Below are 24,621 nucleotides of genomic sequence, written 5' to 3'. Positions count from 1 at the left end.
AGATAATAAAACCTACTAAGAAGGTGATAATATGTTAGAGGCTTTAAAAAAATCCGTATTAGAAGCTAATTTAGCCTTGGTAAGGTATGGGCTTGTTATTTTTACTTGGGGGAATGTAAGCGGAATTGATAGGGAAAAAGGTTTAGTAGTTATTAAGCCCAGCGGGATACAATATGATGAACTGACAGAAGCCAAGTTGATTGTACTGGACTTGGAAGGAAAGATTATAGAAGGAAACCTTAATCCATCCTCTGATACAGCTACCCATTTAGTATTATACAATAAATTTAAAGAAATTGGCGGGGTAGTTCATACTCATTCTTCTTGGGCAACGGCATGGGCACAGGCAGGAAGAGGCATTCCGCCTATGGGCACTACCCATGGAGACTATTTTTATGGTGAGATTCCCTGTACAAGAAAAATGACATCAAAAGAAATAGAAGGTGCATACGAAAAAGAAACAGGCAACGTAATAGTAGAAACATTTAAAAACATGAATCCTATGGAGATACCAGGAGTGTTGGTTCATAGCCATGGGCCTTTTACATGGGGAACAGATTCTATGAATGCTGTTCATAATTCTGTGGTTATGGAAGAAGTTGCAAAAATGACATATCATAGCATGGTGATTTCCCCTGATAAAGGAAATATGGATCAAGTTTTATTGGATAAGCATTTTTTACGTAAGCATGGTAAAAATGCCTACTATGGGCAAAATTAATTTATAAGATAAGGAGAATTGAGATGAAAATATTTATTGATACCGCAAATGTAGAAGATATCAAAAAAGCCAATGATATGGGAGTTATCTGTGGGGTGACAACAAACCCTTCTTTAATTGCAAAAGAAGGTAGGGATTTTGTTGAAGTTGTAAAAGAAATAACAACGATTGTTGATGGTCCTATTAGTGCAGAGGTTATAAGTTTAAAAGCAGATGAAATGATAAAGGAAGCAAGAGAATTAGTAAAGATTCATAAAAACATTATTATCAAAATTCCTATGACTATAGAAGGATTAAAAGCTGTTAAGATTCTTACTGAAGAAAACATTAAAACCAATGTTACTCTTATTTTTTCGGCAACCCAGGCTTTGCTTGCAGCAAGAGCAGGGGCAACTTATGTAAGCCCATTTTTAGGGAGATTAGATGATATCGGTAATGAAGGTATGAATTTAATAGAAGAGATAGTAGAAATATTTAGCATTCATGATATTCACACAGAAATCATTGCAGCAAGCATCAGAAACCCAATTCATGTAATTCAAGCAGCAAGAATAGGCGCACATATTGCAACTATCCCTTATAACGTTATTGAACAAATGACAAAACATCCATTAACCGATTTGGGTGTTGAGCGTTTCTTAAAAGATTGGGAAGGTGTACCTAAAAAATAGCAACGAATTATTTTATATCTATTATGCCATACTATATTTATAGATTTCCATTACGAATCTATATTAAAAGAATTTGCTAAGGAACTTGATTTAACTGGCAAATTTATAACTAACTATCCTTATGTACTTAAAGGAGGAAGAGCATGGCAGAAATATTCCCTGTAATATCAACTACGGATAATGTAAGGGCTACGGTTGCAATACCGGTTCCCTACGAAGACAATGGCACCAAGGTATCAAATGATACCTATGAAGTTTTTGTAAATGATGATAAAATAGGAGAAAAAGTATTATTGACCCAGACAGATGACCCAGAAGATATAAATGGTTATCTTGAGAATAATGGATTTAATAATTTTAAGGTAAATGTACTAGGGGATAGTATAGTAATCGAAACCAACGAACGTCCCCATAAAATGAAGGAGATACTTTCTAGCTATCTAAACACACGATAAAAGACGAGATGAAATCTCGTTTTTTTATTTTCAAAAATATACTATATAAAGTGCTATAGACATAATAAGACCCTCAATATTTATCATTTTAAAATCTATATAATTAGAAACTAGCAATATCTGTAGATTAGAAATAAGGTTTAGTTGTGATGTATTAAAAATTATAGTAAAATAACAAATAAAACAAAAAGGATTGATATAATGGGAATTAAGTTCAACAGAGAATATGAAGATATAAGCAATGAGCTAGGGGAGGCCATTTATAAAATAGAGGGCTTTTATAATTTTTTTGATATGGGCTTTATAGAGTTTGAAGCTTTAACTAAGGAAGAAAAGGTAGAATGTGCTAAAACCCTCGCCGATGATATTTTTTACGGCCTTTTTGCAGAAAATAAAATTAAAATAGGCTCGGGGAGTGTAGAGTATAATAAACAAGAACATATTATTATAATAAAATATGAGGGTGGAAGTAACCAAATTATTAACTTAATATAACTAAAAGTAGGAGGGCGCTTAATGAAGCAGCTCTCTTGTTTTTTTAATCTAATTAATTGTAATAGGGCTTGTGTGAAATCATATGGATACTGCTTGGAATTAATGACTAAAATATGATAAAATTTATGGTAAGTTCGATTAGATTTTATGGCTTGAAAGCCTATAATAGTAACTAGGAGATGATTATATGAGAATACTTCATACTTCCGATTGGCATCTAGGAAAAAACTTAGAAGGGTGCAGCAGGCTGGAGGAGCAGGAATTATTTATAGAGGAACTCATTGAAATAGTAGATAGGGAAAATGTAGATATGATAATTATATCAGGAGATATATATGATACCGGCAATCCTCCTGCTAGAGCAGAGAAACTTTTTTATTTTGCCCTCAAAAAAATATCTAAGGGAGGAAAAAGGCCGGTTTTGGTTATTGCAGGTAATCATGATCATCCAGAAAGATTATCTGCTGCCGGACCCCTTGCCTATGAGCAGGGGATAATACTTCTTGGCACCCCTAAGAGTATAGCTAGGGTTGGAGAGTATCCTTATTATAAAATTACCGATGCAGGAGAAGGATATGTAGAGATTGAAAAAGACAAGGAAAAAGTAGTTATTATTACGATACCTTACCCTAGTGAAAAGAGACTAAATGAACTTATAAGTATTAGTATGGATGAAGAAGAAATGCAAAGAAGTTATTCAGAAAGAATGGCTGTATTATTTGACAACCTTTCATCTAAATATAGAAAAGATACAATAAATATTGCGGCAGGGCATTTTTTTATATCAGGCGGCGAGAGTACAGATTCAGAACGTCCCATCCAATTAGGGGGAAGTTTAGCAATAGATCCTAGTGTACTTCCGCGAAAGGCCCAATATGTAGCCCTAGGACATCTTCATAGACCCCAAAAAGTAAAAGGAACAGAGGTAGAGGCCCGTTATTCGGGTTCTCCTTTACAGTATAGTAAAAGCGAAATTTCTTATTCAAAGAGTCTTTACATAGTTGATGTCTGTGTCGGTGAAAAAGCAAATATTCAAGAAGTATATCTTAAAAACTATAAGCCCATAGAAGTTTGGCGATGTGAAAGCATTGAGGAAGCAATTAAAAAATGTGAAGAAAATAGCAAAAGAAACGTATGGGTGTATTTAGAAATCAAAACGGATAGAATACTTCTCCAATCTGAAATAAAGGAAATGAAAAAAACAAAGGAAGATATAGTTGAGATTCTTCCACTATTTTATGAGTCGGAAAAAGAGGAAAAAGAATTAAAAAGCATAAAAGAAAAGAAGGTAGATGAATTATTTAAGGAATTTTATATCCACCAAAAACAAGTTCAGCCCTCTGCAGAAATGATGGAGCTCTTTCTTTCCATAATAAATGAGGAGGAGGAAAAAGATGAAGCCCAGGATGCTTAAGATAAAAGGTTTAAATAGTTTTATAGAAGAACAGGAAATAGACTTTTGCAAACTTACCGGAAGAGGTTTATTCGGGATTTTTGGACCTACAGGTAGTGGTAAATCTACAATATTAGATGCTATAACCTTAGCTTTATATGGTGAAATCCCAAGAAATACAAAGGAATTTGTAAATACAGAAGTAGATACCCTTAATGTTTCTTATGAATTTTCTATTAAAGATGGAGAAAATATTAATATCTATATAGTAGAAAGAAATTTTAAAAAGACGGAAGAGGGCATAAGAAAATCAAGGAGTGCAAGACTTTTATTAATAGATAGAGAAAACATAGATATTATTGCAGAAGGAATAAACAATGTAACCCAAAAAATTAATGAAATTCTAGGGTTAGGCGCAGAGGATTTTACCCGTTCTGTTGTACTGCCTCAGGGAAAATTTAATGAATTTTTAAAATTAACAGGGGCCGATAGGCGTAATATGCTAGAAAGAATTTTTGGGTTAAAAAGATATGGAAAAGGTTTAACGGAAAAAATCAAAATTATAAAAAATAAAAAGAGCATGGAGATATTAGACATAGAATCACAATTGAAGGTATATGGTAATTTGACGAAAGAGGAATATGAAGAACAAAAGAAAAATTATGAGATACTTGTGCTAGAAGAGGAAAGATTAAAAAGTGAATTAGAAATCATTAATAAGAAATATGAAAAATATCAGGGAATATGGGAGCTTCAACAAGAACTAGAAATATACCAAAACAAACAAAAAGATCTCAATGGGAAAAAAGATGAATACAATAAGAAAAAACAAATCTTAAGCAGGGCAAAAGATGCAGAAATAATCAAGCCCCAAATCGAAGAATTAAGGGAAATTGAGAAGAAAAAATCAGAAAACGAAAATACACTTAAAACATTAAATGATACACTACAAAACATTATAAAAGAAAAAGAAAGGATTGAGGCTGAGTATTTAGAAGCTTTAAACAATAAAAATATAAACCACCCAATTCTTCTTCAAAAAGAAACCAATCTTAATCAAGCGTTAAAAATGTTAGAAGATAAGATTTCTATGAAAAAAGAAAGGGACAACCTAAGAGAAGTATATAAAGAAAACAAAAAGGAAATAGAAGAAGATGAAGCCAAAGAAAATGAGCTTAAAAATAAAATCGAGAACTTAGAAAAAAGAGCCAATGAGATAGAAAGGGCAAAACAAAAAATACATATTGAACCCCATATAAGAGAAGAAATACAAAAAGGATATGAATTAGAGAGGGAATATTTTAATTTAGAAAAAGAAAATAATGAAACAGAAGAAAAGTTAGAAAAAATCCATTCGCAAATTTTAGAATCAACAAAGAAATATAATGCCTTATCTAAAGAAAAGGAAGAAGAAAGTGTCATTTTACAAAAACTTAATGAGGGATTAATAAATTTAAGAAAAAACTGCCCCGGAAGCAACGATGATATTTTGAGCAAGCATAAGTATTTGGAAGAATTAAAAACTAATATAAGAGACCTAGATGAAAATATAAGACAAAAAACAATAAAAGAAGATAGGCTTAAGGATACTTTTATTATAGTAAAGGAGGGGGAAGGACTTAAGGAGAAGTTGTTTGCTGAATTAGGAGAGATAAAGAAAAAACAAGAAAAATTAAAAGATATGTTAGAAGGTATAAAAAGAAAAAACATGGCTGCAATCTTAGCAAGGGAACTTAAAGAGGGGCAAAGCTGCCCTGTATGTGGTTCGACGAACCATATTCCCATGGAATTTGAGTTAGATGAAGAAAAATATAATAATATGGTGATTGAAGAAAAAAAATTAGAAAATAGTCTTAGGGAAATAGAAACGTCATATCATAAAATATCCTTAGAGCATACGCAGATGAAAAAAGAAGTTCTGCAAACTCAAGCGGAAATAGATAGAATCAATGTGATTATAGAGGATAAAAACATCGATACCCTAAAAAGTATTTTAATAAAAGAGGAAGAATCTCTAAAATTGCTTCAAGAAACTATTAAAAAATGGGAAAGTAGTATTTTGGAAAATGAATCAAACCTATCGATTTCTAAAGAAAAAGTTAATAATATAGAAAAAGAAGAAGCCCGTCTAAAGGAAAGACTAAATAATGATAAAGATAATTACAAGGAACTTAAAGAGAAGTGGCAAAAAACCGCGGTAAAGCTAGAGGAAGTATTATCCCATTATAATAAGATAAAAAACAAATACAACCTTAATAAGATAGAAGATAGAATAAATGAAATAAAAGAATGGGATAAACTAAAAGCTGCCTTAGAAAAAGAAGAAAAGGAGCTAAGGGAAAATATAAAGATCAAAATAATTAAAAAAGATGAACTTACCAAATTAATATCGGAACTCACTAAGGAAAACGAAAAAACAAAACAAAGTGGAATAGAAAAAACAACTATGATAGAAAAATGGGATGAACAGATAATAAATTTATCAGGGAAGAAGGAGCCGTACAGCCATAGGGAAGAGATAAGAAATAAAATTAAAGGTATATTAAAAGAAGAAGAAACCTTGCGCCACTCCTTTGAAAAAATAAAAAAGGAAATACAAGGCGTAGAGGAGGAGGTCATTAAGCTAAAAGCCTATAATCAAACCTTAAATCAACTTAAACAAGAACAAGAAAATAAAATAACTTTATTACTTAAGGAATATAAACTTTTAGACTGTGATGAGGTATATAGTCATTGGCTACCCCAAATGGAAAGGGAAGCTCTAAAGGAAGAGATAAGTGAATATGAAAAGGCCCTGGACGAAATAAAAAATAATCTCTTTAGGATTCAATCAAAGCTAAAAGAAGACGTAATATCAAAAGAGGCTTGGGAAGATTTAAAGGTGGAAAAAAGAGAAAAGGTTTCTGATTTAGAAAGAAGGAGCAAGTATATTGCTGTAATCCATGAGAAATTAAACATTATGAAACAGAATCTAGAATCAATAGTGGAGTTAAATGATAAAAAGGCAGTACTGGATAGAACATTTAGCCTTTTAGAGGATTTATACAGATTGGTACAGGGGAATAAGTTTGTAGAATTTGCAGCCTATAATAGACTAAGATATATTGCCAAAGAGGCATCCAAAACTTTAAAAGAGATTACTAGAGGTAGGTATGCCCTAGAGTTAGATGGGGATGGTAATTTTATAATGAGGGATGATTTTAATGGAGGCATAAGGCGTTCTGCCACTACTCTATCTGGGGGGGAAACCTTCCTTACTTCTTTATCCCTGGCTCTAGCCCTTTCATCCCAAATACAGCTAAATAATACCTCCCCTTTAGAATTCTTTTTCTTAGATGAGGGTTTTGGTACGCTGGATAATAATCTTTTGGATATAGTAATGGGTGCCTTAGAAAAACTACACTCTCAACAGCTTTGTGTTGGTATCATAAGTCATGTGGAAGAACTAAAGTCAAGAATACCCATTAAGTTAATTGTAGAACCGGCACGGCAGGGGTTAAGCGGAAGTAAAGTAAAAATTGAATATCTATAGGGGCAGGTTTTCACACCTGCCCTTTTCTTTAAGGCTTACATTTTTTTGAAAAGAACACTTGACATAATATTACTAGTATGCTAAAATGAATTTTGTCAGCAGAATTTTAAATGACGCGGAGTGGAGCAGTCTGGTAGCTCGTCGGGCTCATAACCCGAAGGTCGTAGGTTCAAATCCTGCCTCCGCAATTTTAAAACCTTTAAATCCAAGGGATTTAGAGGTTTTTTACATTGCATTTGACCAAAGGTTTATATATAATATATATTACGAAATGACGGTAGAAAAGAGGAAAAAGATGCCGATTAAAATACCTAATAATCTTCCTGCCAAGCAGATTCTGACCAATGAAAATATCTTTATTATGGATGAAAATAGAGCTCTTAAACAAGATATAAGGGAACTTAAGATTGTCATTTTAAACTTAATGCCACTAAAGCAAGTAACAGAAACACAATTATTAAGACTTTTGGGAAACACCCCATTGCAGGTAGAAGTTTCCCTATTACATCCCAAGAGTCATATACCCAAAAATACTCCTGAGGAATACTTGGTTTCTTTTTATAATACATTTGATGAGATAAAGAATAAAAAATTTGATGGGATGATTATTACAGGGGCTCCTATAGAAAACCTTTCCTTCGAAGACGTTACCTATTGGGAAGAATTAAAACAGATTATGGAGTGGACCAAAAAACATGTAACTTCTACCTTTCATATTTGCTGGGGAGCCCAAGCGGGATTATATTATCACTATGGGATTCCTAAGTATCCCTTACCACAAAAAATGTTTGGGATATTTCCTCATCAAACCTTGAAAAAAAATATAAAACTTATCCAAGGTTTTGATGATATTTTCCATGTACCCCAATCAAGGCATACGGGAGTAAAAAAGGAAGATATTGAAAAGGTAGAGGATTTGGAAATTCTAGCCTTATCCGAGGAATCTGGGGTTTATATCGTTGCTTCTAAAGATGGGAAACAAATCTTTGTTACAGGACATTCAGAATATGATGCCAATACTTTAAAGTTGGAATACGAAAGAGATTTATCAAAAGGCCTAGACATACAAATTCCTAAGAATTATTTCCCAAAGAATGATATTTCAAAGGAACCCATAGTTTTATGGAGGAGCCATGCCAATTTACTTTTTTCTAATTGGTTGAATTATTATGTATACCAAGAAACCCCGTATAATCTTGAGAATCTTTAAAAGTGCTGCCCCATGGGGTGGCATTTTTAATAGATATTATTTATATTCATTAAATAAAATGGTATGATTATATAAGCTTGTTTGCATTGAAAATAAAAGTTTAGAAGGATGTTATAATGATTAATGATTATATGAAAAATGTGGTAGTATTTGACTTAGAAACTACAGGATGCAACCCTGTCTTGGATTCCATTATTGAGATAGGTGCAATTAAAATTGAAAACGGAAAAGCAGTGGATAAATATCACCAAATGCTTAATCCTAAGGAATCTATCCCTTCTTTTATTACAGAGATTACGGGGATTACCAACGATATGGTAAAGGATGGATTGACCATAGAAGAAGCATTGCCAAGCTTCCTAGACTTTTGTGATGGGGATTATGTCTTAGGCCATAATGTTTCTTTTGATTACAGATTCATAAAAGCAAAAAGTATAAAGGAAGGTTATGGCTTTTCAAAAAAAGCTATAGATACCTTAGCAATAGCCAGAAGATTTCTAAAACATCTTCCTAGTAGGAGTTTAGCGCCTCTTTGTCAATATTATGGGATAGATTTAACCAATGCCCATCGGGCGATACACGATGCAGAAGCTACTTTCCAATTGTTTAAATGCCTAAAAAGAGACTTTTTCCACATAGATGAGTCATTATTTAAAGCAAGGGATATGGTATGGAATCCACCAAAACAGGATATGATTACAGAAAGACAGAAAAGATACCTCATAAGCTTGATTAAAACCCATAAGATAGAAATAGACAAAGATATTGAAGGTCTGACAAAGTCAGAAGCCAGCAGAATGATAGATAATATCCTAACGCAATATAGATGTAGATTCATATAAATTCTAGGGTAGAAATTTCACTGTATTAATATTTACACACTATTTTAATAGTAATATAATCCAAAAGCAGGATTCATCTTACAAATAAAGGAGATAATTTTATGAATTTGATTCATAAATATTTTAGAAGTTCAGATGGACTTCGTATCTTTTACAGGAAAGATGTACCTTATAATCCTAAGGCTATTATAATTATTAGTCATGGCTATGGTGAACACTCAGGCCATTACTTGGAACTTTCCGAGTTACTGATTAAAAATGGCTACGGAGTATACTTAATAGATAATAGAAGTCATGGAAGGTCCGAGGGGACAAGAGGTCATATAGAATCTTTTTTCAAGTTTACTGTTGATTTTAACCGATTGTTTTTAATAGTAAAAAGAAATCATCCTAATAGTAAAATCTTTACTTTTGGCCACAGTATGGGGGACTTATTACCTTCATATATGGACTGATATATCCTGAGGTAGAACTTAGGGGACAAATTTTTCGGGCCCTGCCTTGGGGGCTCCCTGGGGGTTGTACGGGGCATCGTTAAAGTTATGCAATGTATTAGGAAAGACTATACCAAAGGGAAGAATATACAGGATAGGCAGAAGGAGAGCCACTAGAAATATACAATACTCAAAGGAGTTTAAAAAAGACTTTTATGACCTTAGATATTCTACAATTGGTCTAATAAGAGAATTTTTATACAAAGGAATTAGTTGGGCTCAGGAAAATGCAGAACATTACGATTTACCTTGTCTTTTCCTTCATGGAAAGTGTGATAAGGTAATCCCTTATGAGAGAACCACAGAAGTATACCACAGGATTCAATCGGAGGATAAGACATTAAAATTCTATGAAAATTGTTACCATGAGCTGGTTCATGAACCAGAAAAAGAAGAAATAATGTCCGATATATTATGTTGGTTAGAAAAAAGAATTAATTAAATAGGAGCGCATAGATATATAGAGAGGTATGCTTTTGCATAGTTCTCTATATTTTTTTGGGGGTGAGTTATGCCTTCTGATAATAAAATAGATAATGGATTAGAGTTGTTACTAAATATGGATGAAGAAGAAAGAGTAAAGGCACAGGATTTTAATACTGGGTTTAATGCAGAATCTAATACTTGGGAGGTAATAGTAAAATACCATGGAGATTTAAGTGAAGTAGGGAGACAATTAGAGGCAGGAGTAGAAATATTAACCCAAGGATATGGAATTTTAACCTTAGAGGAAAGTAAAATCCCAAAGTTATCGGATTATAGCCAGGTTGAATACATTGAAAGACCTAAAAGATTAGGGATTAACCTTAATAATAGCCTTAGGGAAAGTTGCATTACAGCCGTACAAAGGCCACCGAATGATCTAAGAGGACAAGGGGTACTTCTAGGAATTATTGATTCCGGCATAGATTATGCCCATCCTGATTTTATAAACGGGGATGGAAAAAGCCGTATTTTATATATATGGGATCAAACCTTAAATGGGGAACCGCCACAGGGATTTAGCGGGGGAATTGAGTTTACGAGGAAGGATATCGATGAGGCTCTAAGCCTTTCCACCTTAATGGAAAGGATAGCTAGGGTGCCCCATAAGGATGAGATTGGCCACGGAACCCATGTAGCAGGTATAGCAGGAGGAAATGGGAGAGGTAGTAATGGAAAATATATGGGGGTAGCTCCGGAGTCAGAATTCATTATAGTAAAGCTAGGAAGAAGAGGGACTCAGTCTTTTCCTAGAACTACCGAACTTATGAGAGCTATTAAATATATAGTAGAAAAAGCAGAGGAACTGGCAAGGCCCATAGCAATTAATATAAGTTTTGGAACCAATGAGGGGCCCCATGACGGTAACTCAATAGTAGAAACTTATATGGATGAAATGGCAAATAGGTGGAAGAGTGCCATTGTTGTGGCAACAGGAAATGAAGGAGATACGGGTCACCATACGGGAGGATTATTAGAAGAAGGTGAAGAAAAAAACATACAATTTATTGCCGATGAAGGGCTTACAAGTCTTACTTTGACCCTATGGAAGTCTTTTGCAGATACTATGGAATTTTCTGTAACAGCACCCAATGGAGAAAGTACCAATAAAATTTCACCTAAAGCAGGAGTTCAAAGAATTATTATAGGAAGTACAGAAGTTATGGCTTATTTTGGGGGACCTTCTCCTTTAAATGGAGATGAGGAAATATTTATTGCCCTTATTTCTGTAAATCAGTTTATAGACAATGGTATTTGGCAGCTTAATTTGTATGGGGTTAGTATTGTTGAGGGAATATATAGCATTTGGCTTCCTATTACGGAGGAAATAGGTAGACAAACTGCATTTGTGGAGCCTAAACTAGAACATACCCTAACAATACCCTCAACAGCAGAACGGATGATAAGTGTTGGAGCATATAATGGAACAACTAATCAAATTGCTCCCTTTTCTGGAAGGGGTTATACGAGAAGAAGTAGATTTGTTAAACCAGAACTGGTGGCTCCGGGGATTAATATTATGGCACCCATCCCTGGAGGCGGATATGATTTGCTAAGTGGAACTAGTATGGCAGCCCCCCATGGGAGTGGGGCCGCAGCTCTGCTTATGGAATGGGGCATAGTTAAGGGAAATGACCCATTTTTATATGGAGAGAGGTTAAAGGCATACTTATATAAGGGTGCTAGGAGAACATGGCCATTTTTAAATTATCCTAATCCTTCTTGGGGATATGGAAGTTTATGTTTGGCTAATTCATTTGAGGGGTTAAGACAGGGGGATATAAGAGGAATGAAAGGCCAAATCTTGGATAATAATATGGAAGATTTAAGGCAGGGGAATATTCCTGCCATGGACCCACAATCAATTATATCTGATGAATATCTAGATTTCATAGTTGAGTATAATGAAAATATAGTTGAAGCAGCATTACAAAATGGTGCCGCCAATGTGGAAATCATCAATGAAAATTATGCTATTTTACAGATTCCTAGGGACATAAAAGAAAAATTTTTTGAAGAAACTAGGGAGATAGTTCAGTACACAATCCCTCTCCTTTTTGGGAACTATGCCAATGGAAGTTTGGAAGCTTCGGATATACTTATGTTTCATAACTATCCCTACGGTGAGTTAAGGGGCCAAGGGATATTAGTCGGGGTTATCGATTCAGGGATAGATTATGCTCATCCTGCATTTTTATATGAAGACAATACGACTAGGATTTTAAGAATATGGGATCAATCCTTAGAAGGCAATCCACCACAAGGTTTTGACTATGGAACGGAATTCACTGAAGAGGAAATAAATAATGCATTACAAAGTAAAAATCCAGGGGAAATAGTTCCCCATAGGGATGAAGTGGGACATGGAACATTTTTAGCAGGGGTATCAGCAGGATATGATAGAATCGATAAAGGGTTTATAGGGGCTGCCCCTGATTCTAATCTTTTAGTTGTAAAACTAAAGGCAGCCAAGGAATATCTTAGGGATTACAACTTAATAGGAGCTCCTAAAACCACAGTATATCAAAGTACCGATGTAATTATGGCACTAAAATATGTGGTGGAGACGGCACGAAGTTTGAATATGCCTGTAGTTATTAGTTTGGGAATAGGGAGTAACGAAGGAGGGCATGATGGTACTTCTTTTACAGAAACTTATATGGCTGAATTAGGTGGAAGAAGGGGCGTTGTAATGATTGCTAGTGCAGGCAATGAAGCAAATACACTACATCATACGAGTGGCAGCCTAGATGGCATCCAAACAGAGGATATAGAAATAAAGGTGGGAGAAGGAGAAAGGGGATTTATCTTATATATATGGAATAATGCCCCTGACAAAATGTCTATCTCTATGATATCTCCTACAGGAGAATTTATTGAAAGGATTCCTGCGAGATTTGGGGAAGAAGAAGAAATACGATTTATATTAGAAAAAACCAGAGTAAAAGTAGATTATATATATCCAGAGCCAAGGACAGGAGATCAACTTACTAGAATACGATTCGAAGATCCTACTCCGGGGAACTGGATTGTGACCCTGCATGGAGATTTTATAGTTGATGGAAGATACAATGTATGGCTTCCAAGAGAAGGCTGGATTGATAAAGATACAGTTTTTTTAAAACCAGTACCGCAAACTACTGTTACTGTTCCAGGAAGTGGGAAGGGAACAATAACAGTTGGAGCATACAATCCTATAGATAACAGTTTATACAGTGCATCAGGTAGAGGCCGAACAAGAGATGACGAAATGAAACCAGATTTAGTTGCCCCGGGAGTTAATGTAAGGGGGCCTCTTTCTGGGGGTGGATATGGGCAAATGACTGGAACTAGCATTGCAGCGGCGATTGCTGCTGGGGCAGCAGCCCTTCTTTTAGAGTGGGGAATTATAAAAGGAAATGATACTACCTTAACAACAAGAAAGGTAAGAACATATCTAATAAGAGGAGCAACAAGGAGGGAATCAAGAAGATACCCTGATACATCCTGGGGGTATGGAGAACTAAATTTATTAAATACATTTCAGTTTATTAGGAACTTATAAAATAATACCCAGCACTGCAGTGCCGGGTATTATTTTATTTAATATGTTTCAACAAATACTTCGAAATGAGCTTGGGGATGAGCACATGCTGGGCAAAGATTTGGAGCTTCTGTACCTTCATGGATATATCCGCAGTTATTGCATTTCCAGAATACGGATTCATTCTTTTTAAAAACCGAACCATTTTCGATATTAGCCGCTAATTTTTTAAATCTTATTTCATGGCTTTGTTCTGCATCAGCTATTTTTCTAAAAACCGCAGCTATTTCTTTAAAACCTTCTTCATCAGCTGTATCTGCGAAGGCAGGATACAAATCGGCCCATTCTTCGTTTTCTCCCTCAGCAGCCGCAAGGAGATTTTCTTTTGTATTACCAAGGGCTATAGGAAAACCTGCAGTGATTTCAAGCGCTGTTTGATTTAGCTCTTTGTCTGCACTTAAGAATTTAAAAAACCTTTTAGCATGTTCTTTTTCATTATCTGCTGTTTCTGTAAAAACGTTAGAAGTTTGGACATAACCTTCCTTTCTTGCTATGGATGCGTAGTATGTATAACGATTTCTAGCTTGGGATTCTCCTGCAAAAGACTTAAGTAAATTTTCTGCTGTTTTTGTTCCTTTTAATGATTTCATTTACATATCCTCCCTCAATCAATTATTTACATTTATATTATATCATAAAATAATAAAAAGTAAATAATAATGATTATCCAGAACAGAAAAGTTATAAGTTTTCTGAAGATTTCTCTAAGTATTCTAGAAAACTGAGATATTTATTTTGGATGTTATCTTCCTTAGCAATTTCTTCTACTTCAGCGCATTTTTCTTCTACTTCCTCCATTCCTTCTTTTGAAAGCTGTTTCTTGGCAAAGGTGTATATGGCAGTATCTTCTTTGAAGATATGCCTATTAAGCAAGTCTGTATAAGCAATGGCATTAGCGATGACATCAACCTTAGCATCAGAATTACCCTTTTCTAGCTCTTTTAAGGCATTTTCTAAGTTCATCATAAATAATCTCCCTAAATCATGTTCAGCTATCATTCCATAAATAGGACCATTGGCAATTCTTTCTCCTAATTCTTGGGACATCTTTTTAAAGAGTATATCTTCTTCTTTTTTATGATGGTGTTTATCAGAATAATTTCTCACAAAATCAATAATACCATAAAAAAGCTCTCTATCCACTTCCTTGCCGTTTAAGATAGATATGCATAGCTTTCTTATAGCGGCCAATGCCCTTTTTATATTATTATGTTCCACCATAAGTAAAGTAATTGCATCCATATATATTCCTCCTAAGTAATAATATTTTATTAGATTATAGAGTATAGTATGGCATATTTATATGATTTAAGTCACAAAAAACACTTTCTGTCACCTTAGGTGACAGAAAGTGTTTTTATACCAGTTCTGCAATTCTTGTTACAGCCACATATATATCAGAGATTTTATACCAGGTAGCCGACCCCACAATCCCATCGGGAGTTAGATTAAACACTTCTTGAAATTTTTTAACAGAATCTGCTGTTTGTTCTCCGAAATTCCCATCGGCTCTTACCTTAGGAATAGCTGGAAAGTTATTTGAGATGGCATTAAGTTGTTCTTGTATCGTTCTAACTGAGGGTCCGCTAGAACCTATAGTTAGACTAGTGCCGGGATAAGAAGAAGGAATACCAGCTACTCTTGGGGCAGTGTCAAGGGATATATCTTGCCCATAGAAGCTTCTAAGGATACTTACAGCATCTAAACCTTGATCGCCTAAGTTCTTAGATCCCCATTGTGTCATCCACGTGGGGCATTCTACCTTAACACCATCACAGTATTGGGTAAGGAGGGGCTGGCGAAATCCTGGTCTTTTTATATAATTTACAAATATTTCATCTACAATCTGAGAGACGGATTCATAAATATTTCGTCCGTAGAAGAAAGCATGATCGTAGGCAGTGGAAGAAGTTATGGTAAAATTATACCCCTTACCCCTATACCATTCTGTGAATACCCTGTTTAGGGTGAAAGATAAAATAGCAAGGACATTAGCACGGATAGTAGATTCAGGCCATGTGGGGAAGATTTCACTGGATGCAACATTTTTTATATAATCTTTAAAACTGACTGTATAGTTAGGGGCAACAGAATTATCGGGAACCCCATCATGAACGATTACAAATTGGGGAACAACCGGTTGATCTAGCACAACAAATCCCGTTGGAGGGGGTTCTTGTTTTATAGGGTCTTCGGGGATTTTTGGTGGATAGGTTCCCCATAGAGTATGAGGCTCAATAATGATTTCATTAACTTGTCTTTCCATCGAACCTTCAGGTCCTAGGATTACGTTTTGGATAGCAGTTGAATCTGCAAAAAGCTGTACCCCTTCAATTAGTAAGGTTTCATACCCTGGGGCTTGTATCTCAACATCATAGGTGGAGTAAGGCTGTTGCTGCGGAGGCTCTTGGGTAAGTTCAATAGAAGGTGTACTAAGTGAAACAGTTTCTGTTTTTCCTGATTCATTGGTGATAACTACCTCAAGCGGTTGGTTTTGTCTAGTATACCTAGTCCTTTGACGGATTGCCACAGTTGCATTATTAACTGGGGCAAGCCGTCCCTGTCTGGCAGTAAAAACATCTACTACTAATTTTCCAGTGGATTGTCGATCCATCGCTGCTGGATAGCGCATAAACATTCCAATTCCTCACTTTACTAAAAATTCCATTAGTAGTATATGACTAGGGGGAAGCTAATGGTGCTTGTCTTGCTGCGCCATATATTTTATTGTGCCATAATTTCAGTCCATATTCTATCGTACTCTTTAACAAAGCCCCCTAAGTCTTTGAAAATTTCACAATGTGCTATGTCTTCTTCGAGGGGGTAAGCAGCCCTATCATATAGGATATCCTCCTCAAGCATTTCCTTTGCTGCTATATGAGGGGTAGAATATCCTATATAATTCGTATTGGCAAAGGCAATATCGGTTTCACATAAATAATTTATAAACATTTCGGCTTCTTCTTTATTTTTGGCTGATGACGGGATAGCCATTGCATCGAACCAAAAGTTTGAACCTTCCTTGGGGATTACATATTCAAGATTTGGATTTTCTCTTTTACAATATACGGCATCCCCAGACCAGACTACGGCGAAGGCAGCCTCTTCCCCAATCATTTTGTCCTTAACCTCATCCCCTACATAAGCTAGGACTAAAGGGCGCTGCTCAATTAGCGCCTGTTTTGCTTGTTCTAATTCACTAACCTCCCTGGTGTTAAAGGAAAAACCTAATTTTTTTAGGGCAACCCCTATGGAATCTCTTTGGCTATCTAGCATAAATATCTGCTTTGCATATTTTTTATCCCAAAGAATATCCCAGCTATCAATCGGCTCATCAACCATGGTCTTATTATAAAGAATTCCTACAGTCCCCCACATATAGGGAACGGAATATTCATTGTTAGGATCATAATCTAGGTTTTTAAATTGGCTGTCTATTAAGTCATAGTTAGAGATATTATTTAAGTCTATTTTTTGGAGTAGGTTTTCGTTAATCATTTTTTCTATCATATAGTCCGAAGGGAAAATAACATCATAATTGCTTCCCCCTGATTTAATTTTAACGTACATATCTTCATTAGTAGCAAAGGTATCATAGTTTACCTTAATCCCATATTTGTTTTCAAATCCTTTTATAACATCTTCATCGATATAATCTCCCCAGTTATAAATATTGAGAACCGTTTTATTACCTGTACTATCACTGGTTGTGCAGGAAGATAGGACAGTGGCTATGGAAAACAGTAAAAAAGTAATAAATCCTAGTTTTTTCATTAAAATCTCCTCCTCAATGGGTATCTTTTGAAGTTCTTTTATTAACAATAAAGAGTAAAATCAATACAGTAAGAAACATTAATGTAGACAATGCATTGATAGTTGGATTTACTCCTTTTCTTGCCATAGAATAAATAGTAATAGATAAATTAGTTACCCCTGAACTGGTATTAAAAAAGCTGATTACAAAATCATCCAAAGACAGGGTAAAGGCCAATAGGGCACCGGTTATAATACCAGGCATAATTTCAGGCAATATAACTTTAAAAAACGCATAGGTAGGGGTTGCTCCAAGGTCTAAAGCCGCCTCATACAGATGTTTATTTAACTGTTTTAGCTTAGGCATTACAGACAAAATAACATAGGGTATATTAAATGTAATATGTGCCAAGAGCATTGAAAAAAACCCTAATTTTAGGCGAATAAAGATAAATAAAATCATAAGGGATATACCGGTTACAATATCTGGGTTAAGTATTGGCAAATAAGTAAGATTCATTACCAATCCTTTTTTCCATTTTTTCATATTGTGTATCCCTATGGCTGCGATAGTACCAATAACTGTAGAGATAACAGAAGATAGTATAGCAATGATTATAGTATAATAAAGGGCCTTTTTTATATCCGGGCTTCTTAATAATCCCTCATACCACTTAAGGGTAAAACCACTCCAGCGGGCCCTTGATTTAGAATCATTAAAAGAAAAAACAATGAGCACTGCAATAGGGGCATATAGGAATACAAATATTATAAACAAATAGATGCGATTTATTATGTTTTTTACCATAGTCCTCCCCCCTCATGTTCTTTATCATATTTTGATGTAACACCCATACTTATTAAAATAATAATCATCATAACAATAGATATGGCGGAACCAAAATTCCAATCCCCGGCTAAAAGGAATTGTCTTTCGATTAAATTTCCAATAAGCATATATTGACCTCCCCCGAGAAGTCTTGAAATAACAAAGGTGGTGACGGCAGGCATAAATACCATAGATATACCAGAAAAAACCCCAGGTAGACTTAAGGGAAATATTATTTTTTTAAATATTATAATTTGGTTGGCTCCCAAATCCTCAGCTGCCTCGATGATACTATGATCAATTTTTCTCAATACCGAATAAATAGGAAGGACCATAAAGGGTAGAAAGTTATAAACCATACCCAATATAACGGCGGCATCATTGTATAGGAGTTGGAATGGACCCAATCCAAAGAGGGATAATATGGTATTAATAAATCCATTCTTTTCGAGTAGAGTCATCCAGGCGTAGGTCCTAAGTAAGAAATTCATCCACATAGGCAGAACGAATAAAAAAAGAAGAAAACTTTTTTTATTCATTTGTCTGCCGGCTAAAATAAGAGCTACGGGGTAACCTAAAATAAGACATATTATTGTGCTTACTCCTGCAAGGGAAATAGATTTTAACAATACCTTAAGGTAAAGAGGTTCCATAAAGCGTCGGTAATGCTCCAAGGAAAATACGAGTGTTCCATCACTAGAAGTGGTGATACTGAAAAAAAAGACTAAAATTAAAGGAACAACAACGAAAATCCCCATCCAGAGTATATAAGGATAGGATAGCCATTTTTTTTCATTGGTTCACCACCTTTTTCATAATATGAATATTGTGGGGGGCGATATTAATCCCCACTGCTGATTTCGGAGGATACATGGCAGTGCTATGAACCATCCATTCGAAGGAATCCGTTTTAATAATCATCTCATAATGGACTCCCTTGAAGGTGGTCGACTGGACTATACCAGAAAGCATTCCTTGTTCATTAGAGCTTACCTCTATATCTTCAGGCCTTATAACCACATCTACTGGCTGATTAAGGGCAAAACCCTTATCCACACACTGGAATGCGGTTTTGCTAAATTCGACCAAGCAATCTTGTTTCATTATTCCTGAGATAATATTGCTTTCCCCAATAAAATCTGCAACAAAGGCATTTTTTGGTTCGTTATAGATATCTTCCGGGGTTCCAATTTGTTGAATAATCCCATCTTTCATAACGACAATAGTATCAGACATCGTTAAGGCTTCTTCTTGGTCATGGGTTACATATATAAATGTAATGCCCAGCTGTTTTTGCATTCTCTTAAGTTCCACTTGCATATCCTGCCTTAGTTTTAAGTCAAGGGCACCAAGGGGTTCATCCAATAACAATACATCTGGTTCATTTACTAAAGCTCTGGCAATGGCAATTCTTTGTTGTTGTCCGCCACTAAGGGAATCAATGGAGCGTTTTTCATATCCTTCAAGGTTAACTAATTTTAATATCTTATGAATTTTTTCTTGTATAGTTTTTTCATTTACTTTCTTGATTTTAAGGCCAAAGGCAATGTTTTCTTCAACATTCATATGAGAAAACAAGGCATATTTTTGAAAGACAGTATTTACCTTTCTTTTGTAAGGAGGAAGGGAATTAATATTTTTTCCTTCAAAAATAATTTTGCCCCTTGTAGGAAATTCAAACCCTCCAATAATTCTTAAGGTAGTGGTTTTGCCACACCCACTAGGACCTAGTAGAGTTAAAAACTCATTTTTTTTGATATAGAGATTAATGCCCTTAAGCACTTCCGTAGAGTCATAAGTTTTTGAGATATCTACTAATTCGATTATATTCTTTGCCATATTGATTTCCTCCTTATAAATGATATCGTTAGAAACTAGGTGGGGTGCATACCCATAATATTTTTGCCTTTGAATTTCCTGTATTGGAAATAAAATGAGATTTAGAAGGTTTAAAGCAAAAGGTTTCGCCTTTTTTCGCCTTATACTTGTTATTACCAATATTGATTAAAATATTTCCCGATAAAACATACCCGAATTCTTCCCCTTCGTGGGGTGGATGTGGTATGGAACTTCCGCCTTTTTCCATAACAAGCATAATAGGTTCCATATGATTTTTCTGTGCATTTGGGATTATCCAATGTATTTCGTTTTTATTATCAAGGTCCTCTTGAATAAAAATATCATCCTTGTGAAATACGATTTTTTCTTCTTCGGCTTCATTGAAAAAGTTTTTTAAATTGGTTCCCAAGCATTCTAAAATATCAACTAAGGTTGCAATAGAAGGAGATGTTAAATCCCTTTCAACTTGAGAAATAAATCCCTTTGTAAGTTCGCAACGGTTAGCTAGTTCTTCTTGAGTTAAGCCATTAGTAATCCTTAGTAATTTTATTTTTTCACCGATATTCATAAATACACCCTATTCCTGTATGTTTTGATTAACTAAACTTTTTGTTTAGATTTGCTAAACAAATGAAACGGTTTATTATATGCATATTATTGACGAAATGTCAATACCTATTTAACCAGTAAATCCGTCCCTACCGTCCTAAACGAAGTAAAGGATTTTGAGGCCTATATTTTTTGCTCTGCTCAGAATGACAACTCACGGAATAAATTAAATAGAGCTGGAAAAAAGAGAAATATGGAATAATGGCTGTTGTTTATCTATTATTTCTTGCAGAATTTTGTATAATTATATATAATGATTATGGAATGACAGAGTAGATAAGGCGCGTTAAGTGTTAAGAGATGGGAAGTTGCTCTTAAACGAAAGAGATGGATTTTATAAATCCATTGCTGCGGTGCTTTATCGCTTCCGCTGTGCATTAAAGAACCCCTTTCTTTAGTGTGGTGTGTTACTCATGTCATATCATACTAGAGAAAGGAGGGAGAGTTTGAATAAATCAAAAGTTTTTGATACAAAGATTTTGGTCTCTTGTGGACTGCTTTCAGGAATTAGCATTATATTGACTAGATTTTTCTCATATATGATTCCCTTGGCAGGGTTCCCGGTTCTACGCATAGGATTTGGGGATATACCCGTTATAATAAGTGGTATACTCTTTGGACCTATTGCTGGAGCATTAACCGGGGGGGTAAGCGATATCTTGGGATTTATCATTAATCCCATGGGTGGGCCTTATATCCCTGGGATGACAGTAGGGGCAATTTTGAGAGGATTATTACCGGGTTTAATTTATTGGGTAATTAGAAACCATAAAGTCAAGATTAATTTTCATATTATAAATGTTATATTTAGCCTTATTATGGCGGTAGGGGCAATATATGTTCCTATGACCCAAAATATTGAGATATCGAATTTTATTTTGATACTATATGGGTTAGTTGCTCTAGCATTTATAGTGCTTCCTATTATATTAGGGATAATCGTAAAATCAAAAGATAGCCTATATTCATTTGATAAGATATTATTTGTAGTAACCGTAGGGTATTTTATAATTTCACTAATAATAAATACCTTTGTGCTTGCAATTACTTATGAAAAGGGATTTCTGGCATTCTTACCTGGAAGGATAATTGCAGGGTTGGTTATTATCCCGCTACATTCTTTTATAATATTTGTCTTATCACGATGGTTTAAACATATTTAATTTTAACAAACGATACTAATGCCTATGGCTTACTGCCTTGTACAGTTAAGTCGTAGGCTGATTTTATAATCAAAGGAGAATTAATATGATAAATAATTTATTGATTTATAGAAGTCTTTTGGAGGATAAGCTAATAAGTGCAACCCAAAGACTTATTACGGATTTGAAACAGCAAAACAAGGATGGTACCAAATTACAAAATGATTTTTCAGAAATTATCTCACAGCTTCTTGAATTTGGTTTTAAATATAACTTAAGAGATTCTTTGTGGAAAAATTATATAATTCATTTAGTAATTGAGGATGAAAATATTTTTAGTCTTTCCTGTGAAAAAGAAAATAATAAAAGGGATACAGCAATAGAAATGGTTGTGAAAAGGGATTTGTTAATTTTGAGTGAATTTGCCCATATAGATTGGGATATAATAGCAAGCAAACTTAAAATAGAGCCCTTATCATTTTTAAATGCATCCCAAAAAGATAATATCGCCATAGACGATATCATTAATAAATTGGCACGGTATTATTATGAAAATGGCTGCGGTATGATGGGGAAATATAGGGCATTTAGGTGGGAAGACGGATTAAAAGGTATAGAAAATCCCGACAACATAAGACTTAAGGATTTAATAGGCTATGAGGAACAAAAAAAGATTTTAAAGGAAAACACAGAAGGTTTTCTAGAAGGGAAAAGTGCAAATAATGTTTTGTTATTTGGAGATAGGGGGACAGGGAAATCTTCTTCTGTTAAAGCTCTTTTAAATGAATATGCCCACAGGGGTCTTAGATTAATTGAATTAAACAAAAATCAACTTATTGATTTTAATAAAATAATATCCCTTATTAGAAATAGGAATAGATATTTTATAATATTTATGGATGATTTATCCTTCGAAGAATTTGAAATAGAATATAAGCATATGAAAGCTGTCATCGAAGGGGGTATAGAGAAAAAACCGGATAATGTTTTAATCTATGCTACATCTAATAGAAGACATTTGATAAAAGAAACGTGGAATGATAGGCAAAACACTGAAGAAATACATATTTCTGATTCTGTTCAAGAAAAGATATCCTTGGCAGATAGGTTTGGCATAAGCATTACTTATATATCCCCAAGTCAGGAAGAATACCTTAAAATAGTAGAGGGTTTAGCGGCCAAACATCAAATAGATATCCCAAGGGAAGAATTGCGAAAAAAAGCGCTACAATGGGAAATGTGGCATAATGGCCGCTCTGGAAGGACGGCTCGCCAGTTTATTGATTATATTTCAGGAAAATAAGAAAGCAAAAAAGGCTACCTATTAGGCAGCCTTTTACTGTTCAATCAGTTCGTAAAGATAATCTATAAGTTGTTGGTTTTGTTCTGGAAGTAAAAAACAAAATCTCATATACCTAGAATTTAAAAACGGAAAGCTAGCGGCATCTCTTATAATCATATTTTGCTTAATAAGTTTCTCGAAAATCTCTGTGGAGTTAATATCACCCCTAAGAAGCTTAAAAAGGATAAAATTAGCTTTGGGTTCGTATACCTTAATGTTTTTCCAAGATTTTAAGGCATTATACATTTTAGTTCTTTCTGAGCAAATCATTTTTTTTGTGGCTTTAATATACTCCCTATCTTCTAACATAATTCCTGCACCAAAGGAAGCTAATATATTTATGGTCCATGGATTTTTATAGTCATTCATTTTATTAATTAAGTCTTTGTTTCCGCATATACCGTATCCAAAACGAAGTCCCGGGGAAGAAAAGAATTTGGATATTCCCCTTAGAATAATTAGGTTATCATATGATTTTGATAAGGAAATTGACTCTAGTTTTTCCATGTTTTCTGTAAATTCTATATAAGTTTCATCAATTAGAACATATATGCCTTTTGACTTACAATGATTAATTATCACATCCAAATCAGAATTTGAAATAGCAGAACTTGTGGGATTGTTTGGATTACATATAACGAGTAAAGATAAATCTTCTGATAAAGAGTTTTTAAGATTTTCTATATCAATCTCAAAATCCAATTTTTCCTTTAAGGGGTAATACTCTATCTTACCGCCACCTAAAAGAATTTCTCTTTCGTATTCTGAATAAGTGGGACCTATAACCAAAGACTTTTTTGGATTTATTAGTTTAATAAATAGGGAAATAAGTTCCGTTGAGCCATTGCCCACTATGATAGACTCAAAACTAGCTCCCGTGTATTTAGAGATTTTTTGACGAAGATTAATATATTCTCTATCTGGATAAGTAGAAATCAAATCAAGATTATGTGCTAATTCTTCTTTAGCTTTTGGAGAAATTCCTAAAGGGTTAACATTGGAGCTAAAATCAATAAGTTTATCTCTTGGAATTTTATATAGCTTTTCTATAGCTTCAAGATCTCCCCCGTGTAGGTAATGTTTAGATTTTTCCATGTTGTCCTCCGTTCTGCCCTTAGGCATAAATTAAAAAATTACATTTATGAGTGGATTTTTATATATTATACACCAAAAGAGGACATAAGCAACTAGAAGTCAATTAATCCTTATGAATAAGTAAAAGATATCA

Annotated in this window: 22 protein-coding genes and 1 tRNA gene; 14 read left to right on the top strand and 9 right to left on the bottom strand. The window is 34.4% G+C overall.

All coding sequences use genetic code 11. From position 1 onward, the window contains the following. Positions 1-31: 31 nt before the first annotated feature. The 12 genes from araD to GX308_10040 all read left to right on the top strand — a co-directional run bounded on the left by araD (position 32) and on the right by GX308_10040 (position 13,840). The gene (gene araD / locus GX308_10095) at positions 32-721 is read left to right on the top strand and encodes an L-ribulose-5-phosphate 4-epimerase (protein NLK22399.1); all 690 of its coding nucleotides are present in this window, start codon (positions 32-34) and stop codon (positions 719-721) included. A 23-nt stretch (positions 722-744) separates the two neighbouring features. Continuing rightward, positions 745-1,392, top strand: a complete 648-nt coding sequence (fsa, locus tag GX308_10090; protein NLK22398.1) for a fructose-6-phosphate aldolase — start codon at positions 745-747, stop codon at positions 1,390-1,392. A 143-nt stretch (positions 1,393-1,535) separates the two neighbouring features. Beyond that, positions 1,536-1,847: a hypothetical protein gene (locus GX308_10085; protein ID NLK22397.1), complete on the top strand. Its 312-nt coding sequence runs from the start codon at positions 1,536-1,538 to the stop codon at positions 1,845-1,847. A gap of 201 nt (positions 1,848-2,048) precedes the next feature. Beyond that, positions 2,049-2,342, top strand: a complete 294-nt coding sequence (locus tag GX308_10080; GenBank protein ID NLK22396.1) for a hypothetical protein — start codon at positions 2,049-2,051, stop codon at positions 2,340-2,342. Positions 2,343-2,529: 187 nt separating this feature from the next. Continuing rightward, positions 2,530-3,756 carry an exonuclease SbcCD subunit D gene (locus GX308_10075; protein NLK22395.1) on the top strand — a complete coding sequence of 409 codons (1,227 nt, stop codon included), beginning with the start codon at positions 2,530-2,532 and terminating at the stop codon, positions 3,754-3,756. Further along, positions 3,737-7,267: an AAA family ATPase gene (locus GX308_10070; protein NLK22394.1), complete on the top strand. Its 3,531-nt coding sequence runs from the start codon at positions 3,737-3,739 to the stop codon at positions 7,265-7,267. The genes GX308_10075 and GX308_10070 overlap by 20 nt, the downstream gene beginning before the upstream one ends. Positions 7,268-7,381: 114 nt before the next feature. Further along, positions 7,382-7,455, top strand: a tRNA-Met gene (locus tag GX308_10065). A 107-nt stretch (positions 7,456-7,562) separates the two neighbouring features. Further along, positions 7,563-8,477 carry a homoserine O-succinyltransferase gene (gene metA / locus GX308_10060; GenBank protein ID NLK22393.1) on the top strand — a complete coding sequence of 305 codons (915 nt, stop codon included), beginning with the start codon at positions 7,563-7,565 and terminating at the stop codon, positions 8,475-8,477. A 116-nt stretch (positions 8,478-8,593) separates the two neighbouring features. Beyond that, complete coding sequence (locus GX308_10055; protein ID NLK22392.1) at positions 8,594-9,319, top strand: 3'-5' exonuclease; 726 nt, start codon at positions 8,594-8,596, stop codon at positions 9,317-9,319. Positions 9,320-9,420: 101 nt separating this feature from the next. Further along, a complete protein-coding gene (locus GX308_10050) occupies positions 9,421-9,774 on the top strand; it encodes an alpha/beta hydrolase (GenBank protein ID NLK22391.1) in 354 nt (117 codons plus the stop codon). A 64-nt stretch (positions 9,775-9,838) separates the two neighbouring features. Next, a complete protein-coding gene (locus GX308_10045; protein ID NLK22390.1) occupies positions 9,839-10,255 on the top strand; it encodes an alpha/beta hydrolase in 417 nt (138 codons plus the stop codon). A gap of 69 nt (positions 10,256-10,324) precedes the next feature. Next, positions 10,325-13,840, top strand: a complete 3,516-nt coding sequence (locus tag GX308_10040; GenBank protein ID NLK22389.1) for a S8 family peptidase — start codon at positions 10,325-10,327, stop codon at positions 13,838-13,840. A 38-nt stretch (positions 13,841-13,878) separates the two neighbouring features. Here GX308_10040 and GX308_10035 read toward each other — a convergent pair whose 3' ends face one another. From GX308_10035 to GX308_10000, 8 genes are all read right to left on the bottom strand, one after another. After that, entirely contained in the window at positions 13,879-14,469 is a 591-nt protein-coding gene (locus tag GX308_10035; GenBank protein ID NLK22388.1) for a rubrerythrin family protein, read from the bottom strand. 91 nt (positions 14,470-14,560) lie between these two features. Further along, positions 14,561-15,121 carry a hemerythrin domain-containing protein gene (locus tag GX308_10030; protein ID NLK22387.1) on the bottom strand — a complete coding sequence of 187 codons (561 nt, stop codon included), beginning with the start codon at positions 15,119-15,121 and terminating at the stop codon, positions 14,561-14,563. A 115-nt stretch (positions 15,122-15,236) separates the two neighbouring features. Then, on the bottom strand, positions 15,237-16,511 hold the full coding sequence (locus GX308_10025) for a peptidoglycan-binding protein (GenBank protein NLK22386.1): 1,275 nt from the start codon (positions 16,509-16,511) through the stop codon (positions 15,237-15,239). 92 nt (positions 16,512-16,603) lie between these two features. Next, on the bottom strand, positions 16,604-17,653 hold the full coding sequence (locus tag GX308_10020) for a spermidine/putrescine ABC transporter substrate-binding protein (protein NLK22385.1): 1,050 nt from the start codon (positions 17,651-17,653) through the stop codon (positions 16,604-16,606). 13 nt (positions 17,654-17,666) lie between these two features. Further along, entirely contained in the window at positions 17,667-18,440 is a 774-nt protein-coding gene (locus GX308_10015) for an ABC transporter permease (GenBank protein NLK22384.1), read from the bottom strand. Continuing rightward, the gene (locus GX308_10010) at positions 18,434-19,219 is read right to left on the bottom strand and encodes an ABC transporter permease (protein NLK22383.1); all 786 of its coding nucleotides are present in this window, start codon (positions 19,217-19,219) and stop codon (positions 18,434-18,436) included. Before GX308_10010 ends, GX308_10015 begins: the two co-directional genes overlap by 7 nt. A 34-nt stretch (positions 19,220-19,253) precedes the next feature. Next, positions 19,254-20,300 (bottom strand): ABC transporter ATP-binding protein, encoded by a 1,047-nt coding sequence (locus GX308_10005; GenBank protein NLK22382.1) that lies wholly within the window; start codon positions 20,298-20,300, stop codon positions 19,254-19,256. Positions 20,301-20,328: 28 nt separating this feature from the next. Continuing rightward, on the bottom strand, positions 20,329-20,868 hold the full coding sequence (locus GX308_10000; GenBank protein NLK22381.1) for a cupin domain-containing protein: 540 nt from the start codon (positions 20,866-20,868) through the stop codon (positions 20,329-20,331). Between the two features lie 487 nt (positions 20,869-21,355). Between GX308_10000 and GX308_09995 the strand changes: the two genes are divergently transcribed. Next, positions 21,356-22,072: a folate family ECF transporter S component gene (locus GX308_09995; GenBank protein ID NLK22380.1), complete on the top strand. Its 717-nt coding sequence runs from the start codon at positions 21,356-21,358 to the stop codon at positions 22,070-22,072. Between the two features lie 85 nt (positions 22,073-22,157). Further along, complete coding sequence (locus GX308_09990) at positions 22,158-23,354, top strand: ATP-binding protein (GenBank protein ID NLK22379.1); 1,197 nt, start codon at positions 22,158-22,160, stop codon at positions 23,352-23,354. A gap of 33 nt (positions 23,355-23,387) precedes the next feature. Here GX308_09990 and GX308_09985 read toward each other — a convergent pair whose 3' ends face one another. Further along, positions 23,388-24,488 (bottom strand): aminotransferase class I/II-fold pyridoxal phosphate-dependent enzyme, encoded by a 1,101-nt coding sequence (locus GX308_09985; protein NLK22378.1) that lies wholly within the window; start codon positions 24,486-24,488, stop codon positions 23,388-23,390. Positions 24,489-24,621: the final 133 nt, after the last annotated feature.

The organism is Candidatus Epulonipiscium sp., from assembly GCA_012519205.1.
Classification (GTDB): domain Bacteria; phylum Bacillota; class Clostridia; order Lachnospirales; family Defluviitaleaceae; genus JAAYQR01.
The sequence above is the reverse complement of the archived record's forward strand: the minus strand, read 5'-3'. Positions and strand labels throughout refer to the sequence as shown.

What these genes read in the sequence shown, in the direction of transcription:
- araD (NLK22399.1), top strand. Translation starts at nt 32, where the DNA reads ATGTTAGAGGCTTTAAAAAAATCCGTATTAGAAGCTAATTTAGCCTTG.
- fsa (NLK22398.1), top strand. Translation starts at nt 745, where the DNA reads ATGAAAATATTTATTGATACCGCAAATGTAGAAGATATCAAAAAAGCC.
- GX308_10085 (NLK22397.1), top strand. Translation starts at nt 1,536, where the DNA reads ATGGCAGAAATATTCCCTGTAATATCAACTACGGATAATGTAAGGGCT.
- GX308_10080 (NLK22396.1), top strand. Translation starts at nt 2,049, where the DNA reads ATGGGAATTAAGTTCAACAGAGAATATGAAGATATAAGCAATGAGCTA.
- GX308_10075 (NLK22395.1), top strand. Translation starts at nt 2,530, where the DNA reads ATGAGAATACTTCATACTTCCGATTGGCATCTAGGAAAAAACTTAGAA.
- GX308_10070 (NLK22394.1), top strand. Translation starts at nt 3,737, where the DNA reads ATGAAGCCCAGGATGCTTAAGATAAAAGGTTTAAATAGTTTTATAGAA.
- metA (NLK22393.1), top strand. Translation starts at nt 7,563, where the DNA reads ATGCCGATTAAAATACCTAATAATCTTCCTGCCAAGCAGATTCTGACC.
- GX308_10055 (NLK22392.1), top strand. Translation starts at nt 8,594, where the DNA reads ATGATTAATGATTATATGAAAAATGTGGTAGTATTTGACTTAGAAACT.
- GX308_10050 (NLK22391.1), top strand. Translation starts at nt 9,421, where the DNA reads ATGAATTTGATTCATAAATATTTTAGAAGTTCAGATGGACTTCGTATC.
- GX308_10040 (NLK22389.1), top strand. Translation starts at nt 10,325, where the DNA reads ATGCCTTCTGATAATAAAATAGATAATGGATTAGAGTTGTTACTAAAT.
- GX308_10035 (NLK22388.1), bottom strand. Translation starts at nt 14,469, where the DNA reads ATGAAATCATTAAAAGGAACAAAAACAGCAGAAAATTTACTTAAGTCT.
- GX308_10030 (NLK22387.1), bottom strand. Translation starts at nt 15,121, where the DNA reads ATGGATGCAATTACTTTACTTATGGTGGAACATAATAATATAAAAAGG.
- GX308_10025 (NLK22386.1), bottom strand. Translation starts at nt 16,511, where the DNA reads ATGCGCTATCCAGCAGCGATGGATCGACAATCCACTGGAAAATTAGTA.
- GX308_10020 (NLK22385.1), bottom strand. Translation starts at nt 17,653, where the DNA reads ATGAAAAAACTAGGATTTATTACTTTTTTACTGTTTTCCATAGCCACT.
- GX308_10015 (NLK22384.1), bottom strand. Translation starts at nt 18,440, where the DNA reads ATGGTAAAAAACATAATAAATCGCATCTATTTGTTTATAATATTTGTA.
- GX308_10010 (NLK22383.1), bottom strand. Translation starts at nt 19,219, where the DNA reads ATGGGGATTTTCGTTGTTGTTCCTTTAATTTTAGTCTTTTTTTTCAGT.
- GX308_10005 (NLK22382.1), bottom strand. Translation starts at nt 20,300, where the DNA reads ATGGCAAAGAATATAATCGAATTAGTAGATATCTCAAAAACTTATGAC.
- GX308_10000 (NLK22381.1), bottom strand. Translation starts at nt 20,868, where the DNA reads ATGAATATCGGTGAAAAAATAAAATTACTAAGGATTACTAATGGCTTA.
- GX308_09990 (NLK22379.1), top strand. Translation starts at nt 22,158, where the DNA reads ATGATAAATAATTTATTGATTTATAGAAGTCTTTTGGAGGATAAGCTA.
- GX308_09985 (NLK22378.1), bottom strand. Translation starts at nt 24,488, where the DNA reads ATGGAAAAATCTAAACATTACCTACACGGGGGAGATCTTGAAGCTATA.